The organism is Streptomyces graminofaciens (genome assembly GCF_030294945.1).
GTDB lineage: Bacteria > Actinomycetota > Actinomycetes > Streptomycetales > Streptomycetaceae > Streptomyces > Streptomyces graminofaciens.
This window is the reverse complement of the sequence record NZ_AP018448.1, coordinates 9,447,250-9,464,410: the sequence shown is the minus strand read 5'-3', so window position 1 is coordinate 9,464,410 and position 17,161 is coordinate 9,447,250. Positions and strand designations below refer to the sequence as shown.

The 17,161-nt window shown below is 71.8% G+C and carries 13 protein-coding genes; 6 read left to right on the top strand and 7 right to left on the bottom strand.

The window, feature by feature from the left end; translation table 11 throughout:
• Positions 1-4: 4 nt before the first annotated feature.
• From SGFS_RS41625 to rsmH, 4 genes are all read right to left on the bottom strand, one after another.
• Positions 5-1,672 carry a UDP-N-acetylmuramoyl-L-alanyl-D-glutamate--2,6-diaminopimelate ligase gene (locus tag SGFS_RS41625; protein ID WP_286257494.1) on the bottom strand — a complete coding sequence of 556 codons (1,668 nt, stop codon included), beginning with the start codon at positions 1,670-1,672 and terminating at the stop codon, positions 5-7.
• Positions 1,673-1,733: 61 nt separating this feature from the next.
• Positions 1,734-3,515: a peptidoglycan D,D-transpeptidase FtsI family protein gene (locus tag SGFS_RS41620; protein WP_350284100.1), complete on the bottom strand. Its 1,782-nt coding sequence runs from the start codon at positions 3,513-3,515 to the stop codon at positions 1,734-1,736.
• Positions 3,516-3,706: 191 nt separating this feature from the next.
• Positions 3,707-4,207 (bottom strand): cell division protein FtsL, encoded by a 501-nt coding sequence (locus SGFS_RS41615; RefSeq protein WP_286257492.1) that lies wholly within the window; start codon positions 4,205-4,207, stop codon positions 3,707-3,709.
• Between the two features lie 112 nt (positions 4,208-4,319).
• Positions 4,320-5,276, bottom strand: coding sequence for a 16S rRNA (cytosine(1402)-N(4))-methyltransferase RsmH (rsmH, locus tag SGFS_RS41610; RefSeq protein ID WP_286257491.1), 957 nt, complete (start codon positions 5,274-5,276; stop codon positions 4,320-4,322).
• A 414-nt stretch (positions 5,277-5,690) separates the two neighbouring features.
• Between rsmH and SGFS_RS41605 the strand changes: the two genes are divergently transcribed.
• The 4 genes from SGFS_RS41605 (at position 5,691) to SGFS_RS41590 (ending at position 11,284) form a co-directional block, all read left to right on the top strand.
• Positions 5,691-6,239: a beta-class carbonic anhydrase gene (locus tag SGFS_RS41605; protein ID WP_286257490.1), complete on the top strand. Its 549-nt coding sequence runs from the start codon at positions 5,691-5,693 to the stop codon at positions 6,237-6,239.
• A 262-nt stretch (positions 6,240-6,501) separates the two neighbouring features.
• Positions 6,502-7,542 carry an AAA family ATPase gene (locus tag SGFS_RS41600; protein WP_286257489.1) on the top strand — a complete coding sequence of 347 codons (1,041 nt, stop codon included), beginning with the start codon at positions 6,502-6,504 and terminating at the stop codon, positions 7,540-7,542.
• Positions 7,539-8,900, top strand: a complete 1,362-nt coding sequence (locus SGFS_RS41595) for a DUF58 domain-containing protein (protein ID WP_286257488.1) — start codon at positions 7,539-7,541, stop codon at positions 8,898-8,900. The genes SGFS_RS41600 and SGFS_RS41595 overlap by 4 nt, the downstream gene beginning before the upstream one ends.
• On the top strand, positions 8,897-11,284 hold the full coding sequence (locus SGFS_RS41590; RefSeq protein ID WP_286257487.1) for a transglutaminase TgpA family protein: 2,388 nt from the start codon (positions 8,897-8,899) through the stop codon (positions 11,282-11,284). Before SGFS_RS41595 ends, SGFS_RS41590 begins: the two co-directional genes overlap by 4 nt.
• Before the next feature lie 507 nt (positions 11,285-11,791).
• Here SGFS_RS41590 and SGFS_RS41585 read toward each other — a convergent pair.
• From SGFS_RS41585 to SGFS_RS41575, 3 genes are all read right to left on the bottom strand, one after another.
• Entirely contained in the window at positions 11,792-12,193 is a 402-nt protein-coding gene (locus SGFS_RS41585; protein WP_184895187.1) for a DUF3040 domain-containing protein, read from the bottom strand.
• Between the two features lie 342 nt (positions 12,194-12,535).
• Positions 12,536-13,363: a class I SAM-dependent methyltransferase gene (locus SGFS_RS41580; protein WP_286257486.1), complete on the bottom strand. Its 828-nt coding sequence runs from the start codon at positions 13,361-13,363 to the stop codon at positions 12,536-12,538.
• Positions 13,364-13,488: 125 nt separating this feature from the next.
• Positions 13,489-14,025 carry an SAV_6107 family HEPN domain-containing protein gene (locus tag SGFS_RS41575; RefSeq protein ID WP_286257484.1) on the bottom strand — a complete coding sequence of 179 codons (537 nt, stop codon included), beginning with the start codon at positions 14,023-14,025 and terminating at the stop codon, positions 13,489-13,491.
• 175 nt (positions 14,026-14,200) lie between these two features.
• On the opposite strand from SGFS_RS41575, the gene SGFS_RS41570 reads away from it, so the two are divergent.
• Positions 14,201-15,094: an ATP-binding cassette domain-containing protein gene (locus SGFS_RS41570; protein ID WP_286257483.1), complete on the top strand. Its 894-nt coding sequence runs from the start codon at positions 14,201-14,203 to the stop codon at positions 15,092-15,094.
• Positions 15,066-17,150: a YhgE/Pip domain-containing protein gene (locus SGFS_RS41565; protein WP_286257482.1), complete on the top strand. Its 2,085-nt coding sequence runs from the start codon at positions 15,066-15,068 to the stop codon at positions 17,148-17,150. The genes SGFS_RS41570 and SGFS_RS41565 overlap by 29 nt, the downstream gene beginning before the upstream one ends.
• The last annotated feature ends 11 nt before the right edge of the window (positions 17,151-17,161 follow it).

Genomic DNA, 17,161 nt, shown 5'->3' with positions numbered 1-17,161 from the left:
AAGTTCATCCCTGGGTCTGCTGGATAGCTTCGCGAAGCACCTGGCGGTCGTCGAAGGGACGTACCACGCCGGCGATGTCCTGGCCCTGCTCGTGGCCCTTGCCCGCGACCAGCACGGTGTCGCCCGGCTGGGCGCGGGCAACCGCCGCGGCGATCGCGGCGGCCCGGTCCTCGAAGAGGAGGACCTCGCCGCGCTCGTGCGCCGGCACGGACGCCGCGCCCTCGAGCATGGTCGCGAGGATCGCCAAGGGGTCCTCGGAGCGGGGGTTGTCGGAGGTCAGTACGGCGGTGTCGGCGAGCCGGGCCACCGCGGCGCCCATCGGCGCGCGCTTGGTGCGGTCCCGGTCGCCGCCGCAGCCGAGGACGACGTGCAGCCCGCCCTTGGTGACCTTGCGCAGCGCCTTGAGGACCGACTCGACGGCGTCCGTCTTGTGCGCGTAGTCGACGACCGCCAGATACGGCTGCCCGGCGTCCACGCGCTCCAGTCGGCCCGGCACGCCCGGCACCGCGGCGATGCCGTCGGCGGCGGTCTGCGGGTCGAGCCCGGCGGCGGCGAGGGCGACGATCGCGGCGAGGGTGTTGGCGACGTTGAAGGGTCCCGCGAGCGGCGACCTGGCGGTGATCCGCTCCCCCTTGGGACCGATCACGGTGAACGCCGAGTCCATCGGGCCGATCTGCACGTCCTCGGCCCGCCAGTCGGCGTCGGGGTGGCCCTCGGCGGAGAACGTGACGACGGGGACCGTCGCCTCCTTCGTGAGCCTGCGGCCGTACTCGTCGTCGATGTTGACCACGCCGAGCCTGCTGCGTTCCGGTGTGAACAGCTGCGCCTTGGCCCGGAAGTAGTCCTCCATGTCGGAGTGGAACTCCATGTGCTCCGGGCTGAGGTTGTTGAAGACGGCGATGTCGAAGACACAGCCGTCGACCCGGCCGAGGACCAGCGCGTGGCTGGAGACCTCCATGGCGACCGCCTCGACACCGCGTTCGCGCATGACGGCGAACAGGGCCTGGAGGTCGGTGGCCTCGGGCGTGGTCCGCTCGGACTTGATGCGCTCGTCGCCGATGCGCGTCTCGACCGTGCCGATGAGCCCGGTGGGCCGGGAGGCCCCCAGGCCGCCCTCGACGAGGTAGGCGGTGGTGGTCTTGCCCGACGTGCCGGTGATGCCGATCCGGAGCAGGTCCCGGCCGGGGTGGCCGTAGATCGTGGACGCCAGGTCGCCCATCCGTCCGCGCGGGTCCTCGACGACCAGGACGGGCAGGCCCGTCGCCGTGGCGCGCTCGGCGCCGCTCGGGTCGGTGAGCACGGCGACGGCGCCGAGGCCGACGGCCTGGGTCACGAAGTCGGCGCCGTGCAGCCGGGCACCGGGCAGCGCGGCGTAGACGTCGCCGGGGCGGACGGCGCGCGAGTCGTGGGTGATGCCCGTGACCTCCGCGGCGCCCTGTGGCTGCTCGGCACCCAGCTGATCGGCGAGTTCCGCGAGGGGCGTGGCGGAGACATGGACCGGTCGTGGCGGGCCCGGGTATGTCACGGGAACGCCCTTCTGGGTGGTTTGGGACTGATCAGCGTGTGGCACGGCGGTGAGCGTACCGGGCGTACCCCCGCCGGAGCGAAGCGAGGGTTTGTGCGAGGGGTGCGCCGGTGCGCGGTCCCCGGGGTCGGGAGTGATCATGGTCACGACTCAGTTCCTGGCTGGTTTGCGCTGATCAACAGGTAGGGCGAAGTGATCAGGGTGCGGGTCAGGGCGTGAAGGACACCGGCAGGTTCGCGGGCTTCGCCCCCGTGGGCGGGACCTGGAGTGTCTTCAGGGCGAACTCCATGACCTCCTTGTAGATGGGACCGCAGATCTGGCCGCCGAAGTAGCTGCCCGTGGTGGCGTTCTGGATCGCGCAGTAGACGGTGATCCTCGGGTTGTCCGCGGGTGCGAACCCGGCGAACGACGAGGTGTAGCCGTGGTATCTGCCGGTGGCCGGATCCACGCGGTTGGCCGTGCCCGTCTTGCCCGCCACCCGGTAGCCGGGGATGCGCGCCTTGGTGCCGGTGCCCTCCTCGTCGTCCACCACGGACTCCAGCATCCGGGCGAGGGTCTTCGCCGTCTTCTCGCTGATGACCCGGTTCTTCTTCGGCTTCGCGGCGGGGGTGAACCGGCCGTCGGGTCCCTTGGTGCCTCGTACGAGGGTGGGCTCCACGCGTACGCCGCCGTTGGCGATCGTCGAGTAGACGGACGCCGCCTGCATGGCGTTCAGGGAGACGCCCTGGCCGAAGGGGATCGTGTACTGCTGCGAGGTCGACCACTTGTCCGGCGCGGCGAGGATGCCCTTGGTCTCGCCGGGGAAGTCGAGCCCGCTGTAGCTGCCGAGGCCGAATTTGCGCAGGTAGGAGTAGAGGACCTGGTTGACCCGCTGCTGCGTGTTGCCGAGCTGGCCGACGGCCAGGATGGTGCCGATGTTGCTGGACTTGGCGAGGACGCCGTTGAGCGTCAGGTACCAGGTGGGGTGGTCGATGTCGTCCTTGAAGAGACGGTCGCCGCGGTGCAGCCGGTTGGGCACGGTGACATGTGTCTCGGGCGTGGCGACGTTCTCCTCCAGTACGGCGGCCATCGACAGGACCTTGGCGGTGGAGCCGGGCTCGTAGGCGTCCTGGAGGGCGCCGTTGCCGAGCGCGTCCGGGTCGGCCTTGGTGAGGTCGCCCGGGTCGAAACCGGGAGAGTTCGCCATCGCGAGGATCTCTCCGGTCCTGGTGTCCTGCACTATCACATAGCCGCGGTCCGCCTTGGACTTCTTCACCTGCTCGGAGATGGCGTTCTGCGCGGCCCACTGGATGTCGCGGTCGATGGTCAGCTCGACGTCGGAGCCGGCCACGGCCGGGGTCTCGGTGGAGCCCGCGGTGGGTACGAGACGGCCGCCGGACTGGGCGTAGCGGATCTTGCCGTCCTTGCCGGACAGCACGCTGTTCAGCTGCTGCTCGACACCACCGCCGCCCTTGCCCTCGGCGTTGACCCAGCCCAGTATCCCGGCGGCGAGGTCGCCGTTGGGGTACACGCGCTTGCTGCTGGGCTCCTGGAAGACGCCGGCGAGCACGTTGACCGTGCCGCGGTCGTCCTTGGCCTTCTTGGCGAGCGCGGTCTTCAGGTCGCTGATCTGGTTCCAGACCTGGGGCGTCTGGCGGCGGGCGAGCAAGGTGTAGCGGGTGTTCTTCGTGCGCAGCTTCTCCGCGATCGTCTCCTGGTCGGCGCCGAGGATCGGGGCGAGGAGCGCGGCCGCCTGCTCGGGCCCGTCGTCGATCTTCAGCTGTTTGCGCGTGAACATCATGGGGTCGGCGGTGATGTCGTTGGCGTCCGTGCTGATGGCCAGTTCGACGCCGTTGCGGTCGGTGATCCCGCCGCGCTCGGCGGCCAGGACGCGGCCGACGTAACGGTTCTGGTCGGCCTTGGCCGCGTACTCGCTCGCGTCGACGGCCTGCACCTGGAGGAGTCGTACGACGAAGGCGAGCATCACCAGGGTCAGCGCGAGGCTCACCATGCGCAGCCGGGGCCGTGGGCTGCCCAGGCGGATGGTGCGCGCGGCCGACTGCCGGGGCGTGCCCGGGCGGCGCTGCGCGGCGGGACGGGCGCCGGGGCCCGGACGGCGCTGCTGGCCGCCGGGACGCACCGGCTTGGCGGGGCCGGGTACGCGCCGGCGGGGGGGTTGCCTGCCTGAATCGGCCACTTCCGTCACCTGCCGGGGTTCGTCGAGGGCTGGGTGGGCTGTGCGGAGGGGGTCGTGGGGGTGGGCGTGGGAGGCAGGAGCGGTACGGAGCCGATCATCTCGGGGGCGAGGACGACGGGGCTGTGCACCATGGACTGCTGGATTCCGGCGGGCCCGGGGACGCCCCTGACCGTGCCGTCGGGGTTCAGGAAGGCCGGGTCGCCGCCGGGGACCATGCCCAGCTCGCGGGCGCGGCGCTGGAGCGAGTCGGGGGCGGAGTAGGCGTCCACGTCCCGTTGCAGCGCCTGCTCCTCGTCGGTGTAGCTCTTCACGTCGTCCTGGAGGTCGTCGAGTTTGAACGCCCCTTCGCTGAGCGCGGAGTTCAGCACCAGGAGGCCGATGAGACCGCTGCCCAGGAGAAGGACGACGAGGAGGACGAAGGGCGTGCGGGCGGCTCGGCCGGGGCCCGCGGGGAGGAGCCGTGCGAGTCGGGCGGCCCGCCCCCTCAGTTCGGGTTTCCTACTCACACGCCCTCCCTGTGAGTTTGCTTTCCGGACTCACTGGCCGTCTCGGCCAGTTCGCTGTTCGGACCCACTCACCGTCCCCTATCACGCACGTCGTGCGGCCCCCGTGTACGCCTCACTCGGCGTCCTCCCGAATGCGTTCGGCCCCGCGCAGCCGCGCCGGGGCCGCGCGCCGGTTCTCGGCGACCTCTTCCTCGGTGGGAAGTTCGGCACCACGGGTGAGGAGCTTGAGCCGGGGCTGGTAGCGCTCGGGGATCACTGGGAGCCCGGCAGGCGCAGTGTTCGCCGCGCCCGCCGCGAACACCTGCTTCACCAGCCGGTCCTCGAGCGAGTGGTACGACAGCACGGCCATCCGGCCGCCGACCGCGAGCGCCTTCACGGCCGCGGGGATCGCCCGCTCCAGGACGGCGAGTTCGCCGTTGACCTCGATGCGCAGCGCCTGGAAGGTCCGCTTGGCGGGGTTGCCGCCGGTGCGCTTGGCGGCCTGCGGCAGGGAGTCGCGGATCAACTCGACGAGCCGCGCGCTGTTGGTGAAAGGCTCCTTGTCCCGCTCGCGCACGATCGCTGAGACGATCCGCTTGGCCTGCTTCTCCTCGCCGTACGCGCGCAGGATGCGGACGAGTTCACCCCCCGGGTAGGTGTTGAGGACCTCGGCCGCGCTGATGCCGGTCGTCTGGTCCATGCGCATGTCGAGGGGGGCGTCCTGGGCGTACGCGAACCCGCGGTCGGCCTCGTCGAGCTGCATGGAGGAGACGCCGAGGTCGAACAGGACGCCCTGGACACGCGGCAGGCCCAGGCGGTCGAGCACGTCGGGGAGCTCGTCGTAGACGGCGTGCACGAGCGTGGCCCGGTCCCCGAAGGGCGCGAGCCGCTCTCCGGACAGGCGCAGCGCCTCCTTGTCCCGGTCGAGGGCGACGAGCCGGGCCTCGGGGAACCGGGTGAGCAGCGCCTCGCTGTGGCCGCCGAGGCCGAGTGTGCAGTCGACCACGACGGCGCCGGGCTCCGTGAGGGCCGGGGCCAGCATGTCCAGGCACTGCCGGAGCATGACGGGGACGTGGCGGCTGTTGCTCAAGGGGCCCTCTCAGGTCCGGCGCGAGCGTCCCGCACCGCCGGGTCCCCGCCGCTCGAAGGGCGGCCTGCCGGCGCCGGGGAGTGCCGGCCGACCGGGAGCGGGAGGAGGCCGAGCCGTACGTACGCGCCGCGCACGTGGGGAGATGCCTGACTGTCGCCGGATCTCCTGGGATTTCAGTCCAGCAGGGGGCCTCGCCTCCCGCTCCGCGTCACTCTAGTCCACGCCCTCTCGCGGTCAATCAACCGGCCTGCGCGTCGCGACGACCCTCCGGAACGGAGCGACAAACACGGTTCAATCACCCGTACAGCCGTGTTTCCGCTCCCTGTGTGGGTTACCTCACAACAAGCCTCAATGAGGTTCTTTGTCCTCTCTCACACAGGGCTTACGGCCCCCGTGACCAGTACCGTCATGCTTATGACGACTTCTGCATCAGTTCCCACCGGACCCGAAGACGCCATATTCGCGGGCGACACCGTCACCGATCGCCTCGTCGACGCCAACGCGAGTTACGCCGCCGCCTTCACCGACCCCGGGATGGACGCCCGGCCCGTGCTCCGCGTCGCGGTCGTGGCCTGCATGGACGCCCGCCTCGACCTGCACGCCGCGCTCGGCCTGGAGCTGGGCGACTGCCACACGATCCGCAACGCGGGCGGCGTCGTCACCGACGACGTCATCCGCTCCCTCACCATCAGCCAGCGGGCCCTCGGCACCCGCAGCGTGGTCCTCATCCACCACACCGGCTGCGGCCTGGAGTCCCTCACCGAGGACTTCCGGCACGACCTGGAGATGGAGGTCGGCCAGCGCCCGGCCTGGGCGGTGGAGGCGTTCCGGGACGTCGAGCAGGACGTACGGCAGTCGATGCAGCGCGTGCGCACCAACCCGTTCCTGGTGCACACCGACGACGTGCGCGGTTTCGTCTTCGACGTGAAGACGGGGCTGCTGCGGGAGATCGACCCCGCCTGAGAGAAGTCGAACAGGCCCGCGCCGAGGCGTCCTGAGGCCTGGTTTCCGTATCAATTTCCTGGCATCTCGGCGCTTAAAAGACCCCAAACCTGACATATCTCGGCCGGTTATCCACAGGCGAGTGACACGGATTGGTAACGGCAGCAAGAATGCGGGTGTGGCGTCACGCTGAGCAGTTCACGCGTGGTGTCCGTGTTTCGGGGTGGGCCGATCCGCATCGCAGAGCGTCGGCCCGTAGCAATAACGGGCCGAGGAGGGCCGGGTGACGACCTATGACGATCGAGCGAGCCTCACTGATCTGACCAGCACTGTGGAGCGAGTCCGCAGTTCGGTCGAGGCGGTGATCGAGGGCAAGCCTGAGGTCGTACGGCTTTCTCTGACAGTGCTGCTGGCGGAGGGGCATCTTCTGATCGAGGATGTACCCGGCGTCGGCAAGACCATGCTCGCCAAGGCACTCGCGCGGTCCATCGACTGCTCGGTGCGGCGTATCCAGTTCACGCCCGACCTGCTGCCGTCGGACATCACGGGTGTGTCCATCTGGGACCAGCAGCGCAAGGAGTTCGAGTTCAAACCGGGCGCGATCTTCTCCCAGATCGTGATCGGCGACGAGATCAACCGCGCCTCGCCGAAGACGCAGTCCGCGCTCCTGGAGTCCCTGGAGGAGCGCCAGGTCACGATCGACGGCACGACGTACGAGCTGCCGAGCCCCTTCATGGTGGTGGCCACGCAGAACCCTGTCGAGATGGAGGGCACATACCCTCTGCCGGAGGCCCAGCGCGACCGCTTCATGGCCCGTGTCTCCGTCGGCTACCCCAGCGCGGAGGCCGAGCTGCAGATGCTCGACGTCCACGGCGGGGTCTCGCCCCTGGAGGACATGCAGCCGGTGGCGCACGCGCACGAGATCCTGAAGCTGATCGAGGCCGTCCGCAATGTCCATGTCGCGGAAACGGTCCGGCGCTACGCGGTGGACCTGGTCGGCGCCACGCGCACGCACCCCGACCTCAGACTCGGCGCCTCGCCGCGCGCCACGCTGCACCTGGTGCGCGCGGCGAAGGCCGCCGCCGCCCTGAGCGGCCGGGAGTACGCGCTGCCGGACGACATCCAGGCCCTCGCCGTGGCCGTCCTCGCGCACCGGCTGCTGCCCACCGCACAGGCCCAGCTCAACCGGCGTACGCCCGAGCAAGTCGTCCAGGAGATCCTGCAGCGCACGGCCGTGCCGTCCGCGCCCCAGCCGCAGAGCGGCTTCGGCGTGGGCCGCGGCGTGCCCGCGTACCCGCAGCAGCCGCCGCGGAGGCTTGGATGACCACCGCCGGGCCGGCGCCCACCCCGGATCAGGACAAGGGTGGGCTGCGCACGGCCCTCGCCGGTCTCACGACCCGCGGGCGCTCCTTTCTGGCCGCCGGGGTCGCGGCCGCGATCTGCGCCTACGTCCTCGGGCAGAGCGATCTGCTCCGGGTCGGTCTGCTGCTCGCCGTACTGCCGCTGATCTGCGCGACCGTGCTGTACCGCACCCGCTATCGGGTCGCGGGCAGCCGCCGCCTCTCCCCCGCGCGCGTGCCCGCCGGCAGCGAGGCCCGCGTCCACCTGCGGATGGACAACGTCTCGCGCATGCCCACGGGGCTGCTGATGCTCCAGGACCGGGTGCCGTACGTGCTCGGTCCGCGCCCCCGGTTCGTCCTGGACCGGGTGGAGGCGGGCGGCCGCCGCGAGGTGTCGTACCGCGTCCGCTCCGACCTGCGCGGCCGCTACCCACTGGGCCCGCTGCAGCTGCGCCTGACCGACCCCTTCGGCATGTGCGAGCTGACCCGCTCCTTCTCGACGTACGACACGCTGACGGTCATCCCGCGCGTGGATGCCCTGCCGCCGGTGCGGCTGAGCGGTGAGGCGAAGGGGTACGGCGACGGGCGGCAGCGCTCGCTGGCGCTGGCCGGCGACGACGACGTGATCCCGCGCGGCTACCGGCACGGCGACGATCTGCGCCGGGTGCACTGGCGTTCGACCGCGCGCTACGGCGAGCTGATGGTGCGCCGCGAGGAACAGCCGGAGCGGGCTCGCTGCACGGTGCTGCTGGACACCCGGGCCGTTGGCTACCTGGGCACGGGCCCGGACTCCGCCTTCGAGTGGGCCGTCTCCGGCGCGGCGTCCGTGCTGCTCCACATGCTCGAGCGCGGCTTCTCCGTGCGGCTGTTGACGGACACCGGCGGTTCGGTGCCGGGCGAGGGCGCCGAGGGTTTCGCGGGCTCCAGCCAGGAGTCGGCCGACGCGGCGGGGCTGATGATGGACACCCTCGCGGTGATCGACCACTCGGACGGCATCGGCTTCTCCCCGGCGTACGACATGCTGCGCGGCGGCCAGGAAGGGCTGCTGGTGGCCTTTCTCGGCGACCTCGAGGAGGAGCAGATCGCCGAGCTGGGCAGGATGCGTCGGCGCGGCGGCCGAGCGGTCGCCTTCCTGCTGGACAGCGAGGTGTGGGGGCGTGAGACGGGCGACGTGCCCGGCCCCGGGGCGAGCGCCGGTGAGGACTCCCTGCGCGGGCTCCACGAGGCGGGCTGGACCGCGCTGAGCGTGCCGCGCGGGGCCTCGCTGGCGGACATGTGGCGGCAGGCGGACCGGCAACGCACGGGCGCGGTGGCCGGGAGCGGTGCGGAGGGACGGTCATGAGCGGTCGGGCGAGGCTGGCGCTGTGCGCCTGGGCCGCCACAGTGCTGTCGGCGGTCGCGCTTATACCGCTGGTGGAGAAGACCGGATGGCTCCTACAGGCCGGCGTGATGCTCGGTGTGCAGACCGGTGTGGGCGCGCTGATCCGGCGCGTCCCGCTGGCCCGGCCGCTGACCGTCGCGGCGCAGGCGCTGGTGACGCTGATGATGCTGACGCTGGTCTTCGCGGCGCGGCACTCGCTGGCCGGGATCGTCCCGGGCCCGGAGGCGTTCCAGTACTTCGGGACGCTGCTCCAGCAGGGCTCGGAGGACATCGGGCGGTACGCGATCCCGGCGCCGCTGACCGACGGCATCCGGCTGATGATCGTCGGCGGTGTCCTGGTGATCGGCCTCCTGGTCGACGCGCTCGCGGTGACGTTCCGCAGCGCGGCCCCGGCCGGGCTGCCGCTGCTCGCGCTGTACTCGGTCGCCGCGGGGCTGTCGGGCGGGGCCGACTGGCTGGCGTTCCTGGCCGCGGCCGCCGGGTATCTGCTGCTGCTCCTGACGGAGAGCCGCGACCGGCTCTCGCAGTGGGGCCGGGTCTTCGCCGGCGCGCCCCGCGCTCCGGGCATGGACTCCGGGGGGCCGGCGACCGCCCCGGTGCGCACCGGGCGGCGGATCGGCGCGGTCTCCCTGGGCGTCGCCCTGCTGGTGCCGTTCGCCCTGCCCTCGCTCGACGGCGGGCTGCTGGCCGGCGCGGGCCAGGGCATCGGCGCGGGCTCCGGTGGCGGAGGCACGATCTCCGCGGTGAACCCCGTGGTGGAACTGCGCGACAGCCTGAACGTGGACCAGGACCGCGAGGTCATCTCGTACCGCACCGACACCGACAAGAACACGGAGATGTATCTGCGGATCGTCGCCCTGGACGAGTTCGACGGCATCTCCTGGAAGCCCACCCAGCGGTCCATCACGAAGGTGCCGGACGACTTCGGCACCCCGGTCGGTCTCGGCCCCGGTGTCAAGCGGACCGAGATCAAGACCCGGATCGCCGCGGCGAAGGACTACGGGCAGGACTGGCTGCCGATGCCGTACCCGGCGACCTCCGTGGACATCGACGGCGACTGGCGCTACGAGCCCATCGGGCGCACGCTGGTCGGCGACCACGACCAGGACACGAAGGGCGTGGAGTACGAGGTCGAGAGCCTGATCGTGCAGCCCACGGCCAAGCAGCTCGCGCAGGCGCCGGAGCCGTCGGCCCTGATGAAGCGTGAGTTCACCAAGGTGCCGGAGAATCTGGCGCCGGAGGTGGCGCAGACCGCGCGCAAGGTGACCGCAGGCTCGGCGAACAACTACGAGCGGGCCGTCAAGCTGCAGAACTACTTCGCGACGAGCGGCAAGTTCACGTACGACACCCAGGTGGAGGTCGGCAAGGGCCCCCGGGCGATAGCGCGGTTCCTGGACAAGAAGGAGGGCTTCTGCATCCACTTCTCGTTCGCGATGTCCGCGATGGCCCGCACGCTGGGCATCCCGGCCCGGGTGGCGGTGGGCTTCACTCCCGGTACGCCGAACTCGGACGGTTCGATGTCGGTGGGGCTGCGGGACGCGCACGCGTGGCCCGAGCTGTACTTCGAGGGCGTGGGCTGGACCCGCTTCGAGCCGACCCCGACCCGGGGTACGACTCCCGAGTACACACAGCAGGAGTCGTCGAGCACCGGTGGCCTGCCCGATGTGCCGCAGGCCTCGGAATCGGCGTCGGCGGCCCCGTCCGCGGGTCCGTCGGAGAGCGAGAGCTGCACGGTCCAGCAGCGGCGGCTTGACGGCGGTTGCCCGACCGAGTCCGCGGCGACCGTGACGGTTCCGACCGACGACGGTCCCCCGCTGTGGCTGCTGTGGTTCGTCCCGGCGGTGCTGCTGGCCCTGGCGATCCCGCTCCTGCCGATGATGTGGCGGATGCGGGTACGGTCCGTTCGGCTCGGCGGTCATGGCCGTACGGAGGCGGACGCGGCGGCCCACGCGCTGGCGGCCTGGCAGGAGGTGACCGACACGGCGTGGGACTACGGGATCTCGCCGGACGACTCCCAGACGCCCCGCAAGGCGGCCGAGCGGATCGTGCGGCTCGGCCACCTCGATGCGCCGGCCGAGGCGGCGGTGCACCGGCTGGCGGCGGCCGTGGAGCAGGTCCTCTACGCTCCGGAGCCACGGGTCCCCGGGGGCCTGGCCAAGGACGCGCTGCATGTCGCGGCGTCGCTCCGGTCCCATGTCGGCCGCGCCAGCCAGTGGCGGGCGCTGCTGGCACCCCGTTCGACCGTCCGAGTGGTCTGGGCGACATCGGCCCGCTGGGCAGCTCTGACGAGCAGCTTGGCGGCCCGCCGCCCCACGCTACGACGACCGTCGGGCCAGAACGGCTGAGCCGGCGGGGTCTGTAGCCCCCGGCCCCTGCCCGCCTCGCCCCGCCCTGCCCTGCCCGCCGGACGATCTGTCCGGCGGGCAGGGCGGTTCTGTGTAGGGACGGGCGGCGGAGCTCATGAGGGATTCCGCGGGCTGCACGTGGGGGCTATGCCGAGCCGCGCCGGGGGCTCCGGTGATTCCCAGGACTCCGGGGACCATGGGGGTCTCCCGGGACTACGGGGACTCCGAGGACTACGGGGACCATGGGGGGTCTCCCGGGGCTCCGGGGACTACAGGTTCTCCCGGGACTACGGGGGGCTCCCGGGACTCCGGGGGCCGGGATGGTGGCGACGCGGGAAGCCGGGCGAGGGCTCGTCGGCGACAGGGCGACCGCTCCACCGGTGACACGAGGCCCCGGACAGCGCACAGCACACCCGCGTCCCGGGCATGCGTGAAGGGCGACCGCCCAGTGGGTGATCACCCTTCATCCGTCTCTGTGGGGTCTGTCAGCTCGGCAGGCCCGAGGGCTCAGTGGCCGCCCTGCTCGTCTCGGCGGCGCTGCCAGCGCTGTTCGATGCGGTCCATCATGGAGCGGCGCTGTCGTGTCTGCCGACGCGCACCGGCTGAACCGGCGGCTCCGGCAGGCTGCTCACCCGGCTTGGGGGCCTTGCGCCAACCGGTGACGGCGAGCACCGCGCAGCCCAGCATGACGAGGAATCCCACCACGCTGACCCAGATCTGCTGTGCGACCATTCCGGCCATGAGGAGCGCGATACCCACCAGAAAGCCCGCGACCGCCTGGTAGACCCGCCGCCGGGTGTACGTACGCAGCCCGCTTCCCTCAAGCGCTGACGCGAACTTGGGATCTTCGGCGTACAGCGCTCGCTCCATCTGCTCGAGCATGCGCTGCTCGTGCTCTGAGAGCGGCACGGAGTCCTCCTCATCGTGCGGTCGCCGGAGCGACCCGGGGGTCCTTTTTAGGATAGGCAGGGAATCGCCCCCGTGAAACCCGCCCCTCTACGCCAATTAGCCAACCAGAACCCGCCATGGCGCCCCGATTCACTGAGGCGTGCATTCCCCAGCGAACGGTCCGTCATGCAGGACGGTCTCCCTCGATCATACGGCTCCGGGCGCCCGATCGGGGGGCCTGTGGCGTACTCCATCTGCGGCCGAGCCCCTGATCAGCGCGGCACGGGCGTATTGGCTCGTCAGCCTCGCAAGCGCTCACCGGCTCTTCGGGCGCCGGCCGCTGGGCCGGGATCGGGAGGCGGCTCAGGCCTCGGTGGTCCCACGGGTCTCGCCGAGCACATGGAGCTGTGTGGCCACCGCATGGAACGCCGGCAGCTCGGCGGCCGCGGCCTCCAGCCTGAGCAGGGCGTCCAGGGCTCCGGGCTCGGTGTCGACGAGGACGCCGGGGACCAGGTCGGCGAAGACCCGGACGCCGTGCACGGCGGCGACGCTCAGGCCCGCGCCCTCGACGAGCGCGGTGAGCTGCTCGGCGGTGAAGCGGTGAGGCACCGGATCGCCTTCGCCCCAGCGTCCGTTCGGGTCGTCGAGCGCCTGCTTGGCCTCCTTGAAGTGCCCGGCGAGGGCACGGGCGAGGACCGCGCCGCCGAGGCCCGCGGCGAGCAGGCTGAGCACGCCGCCGGGGCGCAGCGCGGCGACCGCGTTGCCGATGCCCTCGGCGGGGTCGTCCACGTACTCCAGGACACCGTGGCACAGCACGGCGTCGTAGCCGCCGCGTTCGACCACGTCGAAGAGGCCGTGTGCGTCGCCCTGGACGCCCTGGACGCGGTCGGCGACGCCGGCCTCGGCGGCTCGGCGCTCCAGCGCGAACAGTGCGTTCGGGCTGGGGTCGACGACCGTGACGCGGTGGCCGAGGCCGGCCAGGGGCACCGCGAACCTGCCGCTGCCGCCCCCGGTGTCCAGCACGTCGAGCGACTCGCGTCCCGTGGCCTTCACCCGGCGGTCGAGGGCGTCCTGGAGGACCTCCCGGACCACGGCGGTACGCAGGGCGGCGCGAGCCCGAGGGGGGTCGGAGCGGAGCGACGTCGTGTGCGGGTGGTCATGGGAGACGGGTGGGCGCATCGGATCCGACACGGCAGTTGACTCCTCGGCGCGGCACCGCCTGGTGTGCGGCGGAGCGATGGGCTGCGTCTCCGCCGCCGGCCGGGCGGCCGTGGCGGAGGCTGGTGCTCCCAACCCTAATGGGCAGCGCCGAGTGGTCAGCCCGTGTCCGCGACCCCCGCGCCGCCGTCCCGCCTGGGCTGCGGCAGGACCGGCTGGAGCACCAGCATCCGCTCGACCAGACGTAGAAACATCGCCACGTCGCGTATCAGGTCGTCGGCGTCGCGCGCGCTCGCCGCGCCCTGGATGCCCGCCTCGGCGCGTGCCCGGCGGCTCGCCCCGGAGGCGAACAGCGCGCTCCACTCGATGAGTTCGGGCGCGATCTCGGGGAGCACCTCCCAGGCGCTCCGTATCCTGGCCCGGCGTTTCGCGGAGGGCTCGGGGCGGCCCCGGGCGGCGAGCACGGCGGCGGCGGTGCGCAGGGCGGCCAGATGGGCCGTGGCGTACCGCTCGTTGGGGGTCTGCAGCCCGGACGCCTCTTCGAGCCCGGAGCGGGCCTGGGCGAGCAGGTCGAGGGCGGCGGGTGGGGCCGTGGCACGGCGCTGCACGGGGTGGACGTCGCTCGCGGGGCCGGTCAGTGAGGGGGCAGGGCCGGTGGCGCGGTGCCGATCGGCTGCCGCGTGGTAGCTGGCCATGACGAACCTCCTGTCGTCTGGGTGACGGCACGCCCACATACGAGGTGCCGTATGTGCCCATCGTGAGGTATGCCACTGACAATCCGGTCTGACCTGGGCCTTTGCTTCGATCAGGGGTTCGGAGTAGTTTTTGCACTGACCAGTCAGTGCAAAAAGAGTCGAGGGGTTCGGGGACATGTCGGAGCCACGGGCGGGCGACGTACCGAGCGCGGTCGGCGGGGTCTCTCTCGCCGCCGAGGGGTTCGGGCTCGAGGGGCCGCGCGGCTGGGCGTTCCGGGGCGTGGGGTTCGAGGTCGAGCCCGGCTCGCTGATCGCCGTCGAGGGGCCGTCCGGGTCGGGGCGGACCTGTCTGCTGCTCGCGCTCACCGGGCGCATGAAGCCGAGCGAGGGCCGGGCCACCGTCGGCTCCCTCCGGCTGCCGAAGCAGATGGCGGCCGTGCGCCGGATCAGCGCTCTCGCCCATGTCCCCGGCGTCACCGACCTCGACCCGGCCCTGACCGTCGGCGAGCATCTGCGCGAACGGGCGCTGCTGCAGCGGCGGTTCGACGGTTCCCTGCGCGGTCTGCTGCGGTCCCGGGCCGACCGTGCCGCCGAGACGAAGCTGCGGATCGACACCGCGCTGGCCTCCGCCGGGCTCGACCCGGAGGCCCTGCCCAAGGGCTCCCGGACCGCCGTACGCGACCTGGATCGGCTGGAGTCGCTGCGGTTGTCCGTCGCCCTGGCCCTCGTCGGCCGGCCCCGGCTGCTCGGCGTCGACGACACCGATCTGAAGCTCTCCGACACCGAACGGGCCGAGGCATGGGCCCTGTTGCGATCCCTGGCCGGGTCCGGGACCACGGTTCTGGCGGTGTGCAGCGAGGCGCCTGAAGGGGCGGTCGTCGTGTCGACGGCACCGGGGAAAGCGGCACGCGCGTGTGAGGGCGTCCCCGAAACGCCCTCCCCTGTGGGCGACGACGAGCCGACCGCAGCCCCCGACACCCACACCCACACGGACACCGACACCGACACGAATCTCAGCGACGACGACAAGGAGAAGGCCGATGCGCTCGCCGAAACTCGCCGCGCTTGAGCTCAGGCGGTTCGGCCGGGGCAAACTGCCGCGTGCCGCGCTGGCCTCGCTCCTGTTGCTGCCGCTGCTGTACGGCGCCCTCTATCTGTGGTCGTTCTGGGACCCGTACGGCCGTCTGGACCGTATCCCCGTGGCGTTGGTGAACGACGACAAGGGGGCGTCGGTCGGCAAGGAGAGGCTCGCGGCGGGCGACGAGATCGCCGAGGGACTGCGCGACAGCGACACCTTCGAGTGGCACCTGGTGAGCGCCGCCGAGGCGCGCAAGGGCGTCGAGGACGGCACGTACTACCTGTCGCTGACCATGCCGGCGGACTTCAGCGAGAGGATCGCTTCCAGCTCAGGGGAGTCGCCGCAGACGGGCGCCCTCCAGGTGCGTACGAACGACGCGAACAACTACATCGTCGGGCAGATCTCGCGGACGGTGTTCTCCGAGGTGCGTACGGCGGCGTCGACGAAGGCGTCGCGGTCGTTCCTCGACCGGATCTTCATCTCGTTCTCGGACATCCACGAAGGGACCGAGAGGGCCGCGAAGGGCGCCGACGACCTCACCGGCGGGATCGGCAAGGCGGAGAAGGGCTCCAAGGACCTCGCGGACGGGCTGAGGGACGCCAAGGAGGGCAGCGGTTCGCTGTCCGGCGGGCTGACGAAGCTCGACACGGGCGCGGGCGATCTGGAGGAGGGTGCCCAACAGGTCGCGGACGGGACGCAGAAGCTGGCCGACAAGGTCAACGGCGCGGCGGACCAGGTGCGCCCGTTCCTGAAGGAGAACGGCCGGACGATCGCCGACACCGCGACCCTGGTGGCCGATTCGGCGGGCACGATCCGGGGGCACCTGGACGCGTTCGTGAAGACGGCCCCCGCCGCCGCGACCGGCACCCGTGCCGCCTCCGACACCCTCGACGGCGTCTACCGGCGGCGCTGCGAGGACCAAGTCCTGCCCGACGCGGCCTGCGCGGATCTGAAGAAGGCCAAGGACGCGGCGGCGGACGCGGCGCGGCTCACCGAGGACGTCAACACCGTGGTGCGGAACTACGGCGGCGACATGAAGGCCTTCGCCAAGGACCTGAAGACCCTGGAGCGACAGGCACGCGCTCTCGCCGAGGCGGCGCCCACCCTCTCCGATGACCTCGACTCGGCCGTCGCCAAGGTGAACGCGCTCAACACGGGCGCCGCGAAGGTCGCCAACGGCGCCGAGACGCTGCACACCGGCCTGGGCACGGCGAGCACCGGCGCAGCGGACCTCGACACGGGCGTCGGCCGGCTGAAGACGGGCGCGAACGACCTCAAGGGGGGCATGTACAAGCTGGTCGACGGCTCCGGGAAGCTCGCGGGCGGACTGCACGACGGCGCCGGCCGGATCCCCGACTACGACAAGCAGGACCGCGACCGGCGCACCGACGTGATGGCCGACCCGGTGCGGCTGGCCACCGAAGACCTGCACAAGGCGCCCAACTACGGCACCGGGTTCGCCCCTTACTTCATCCCGCTGTCCCTCTGGGTGGGCGCGATGGTGGCGTACATGCTGATCCAGCCGCTCAACCGGCGTGCCCTCGCGGCAGGCGCCTCGGCGTGGCGGATCGCGCTGGCGGGCTGGCTGCCGGTGGCCGCGCTGGGCGTGCTCCAGACGGCCGCGCTCATGGCGGTGCTCCACTTCGCCGTCGGCCTGGAGATGGCGCGGGCGGCCGGGACGGTGGGCTTCCTGTTCCTGGTGACGGCGTGCTTCGCGGCGATCGTGCAGTGGCTGAACGCCCGCTTCGGCGCGGCGGGCCGCATCCTCGTCCTCGCCTTCCTCATGCTCCAGTTGACGTCCGCGGGCGGCACGTATCCCGTGCAGACGAGCCCCGGTTTCTTCAACGCGATCCACCCCTTCCTGCCGATGAGTTACGTGGTCGAGGCCCTCAGGAGGCTGATCACGGGCGGCGGCCTGGGCCCGGTGTGGCAGGCGTGCGCGGTACTCGTGGCCTTCACCGCCGGCGCCCTGGCGCTCACCGCGGTCGCCGCCCGCCGCAAGCAGGTGTGGACCCTGGACCGACTGCACCCGGAGTTGAGCCTGTGACCACCCATGCC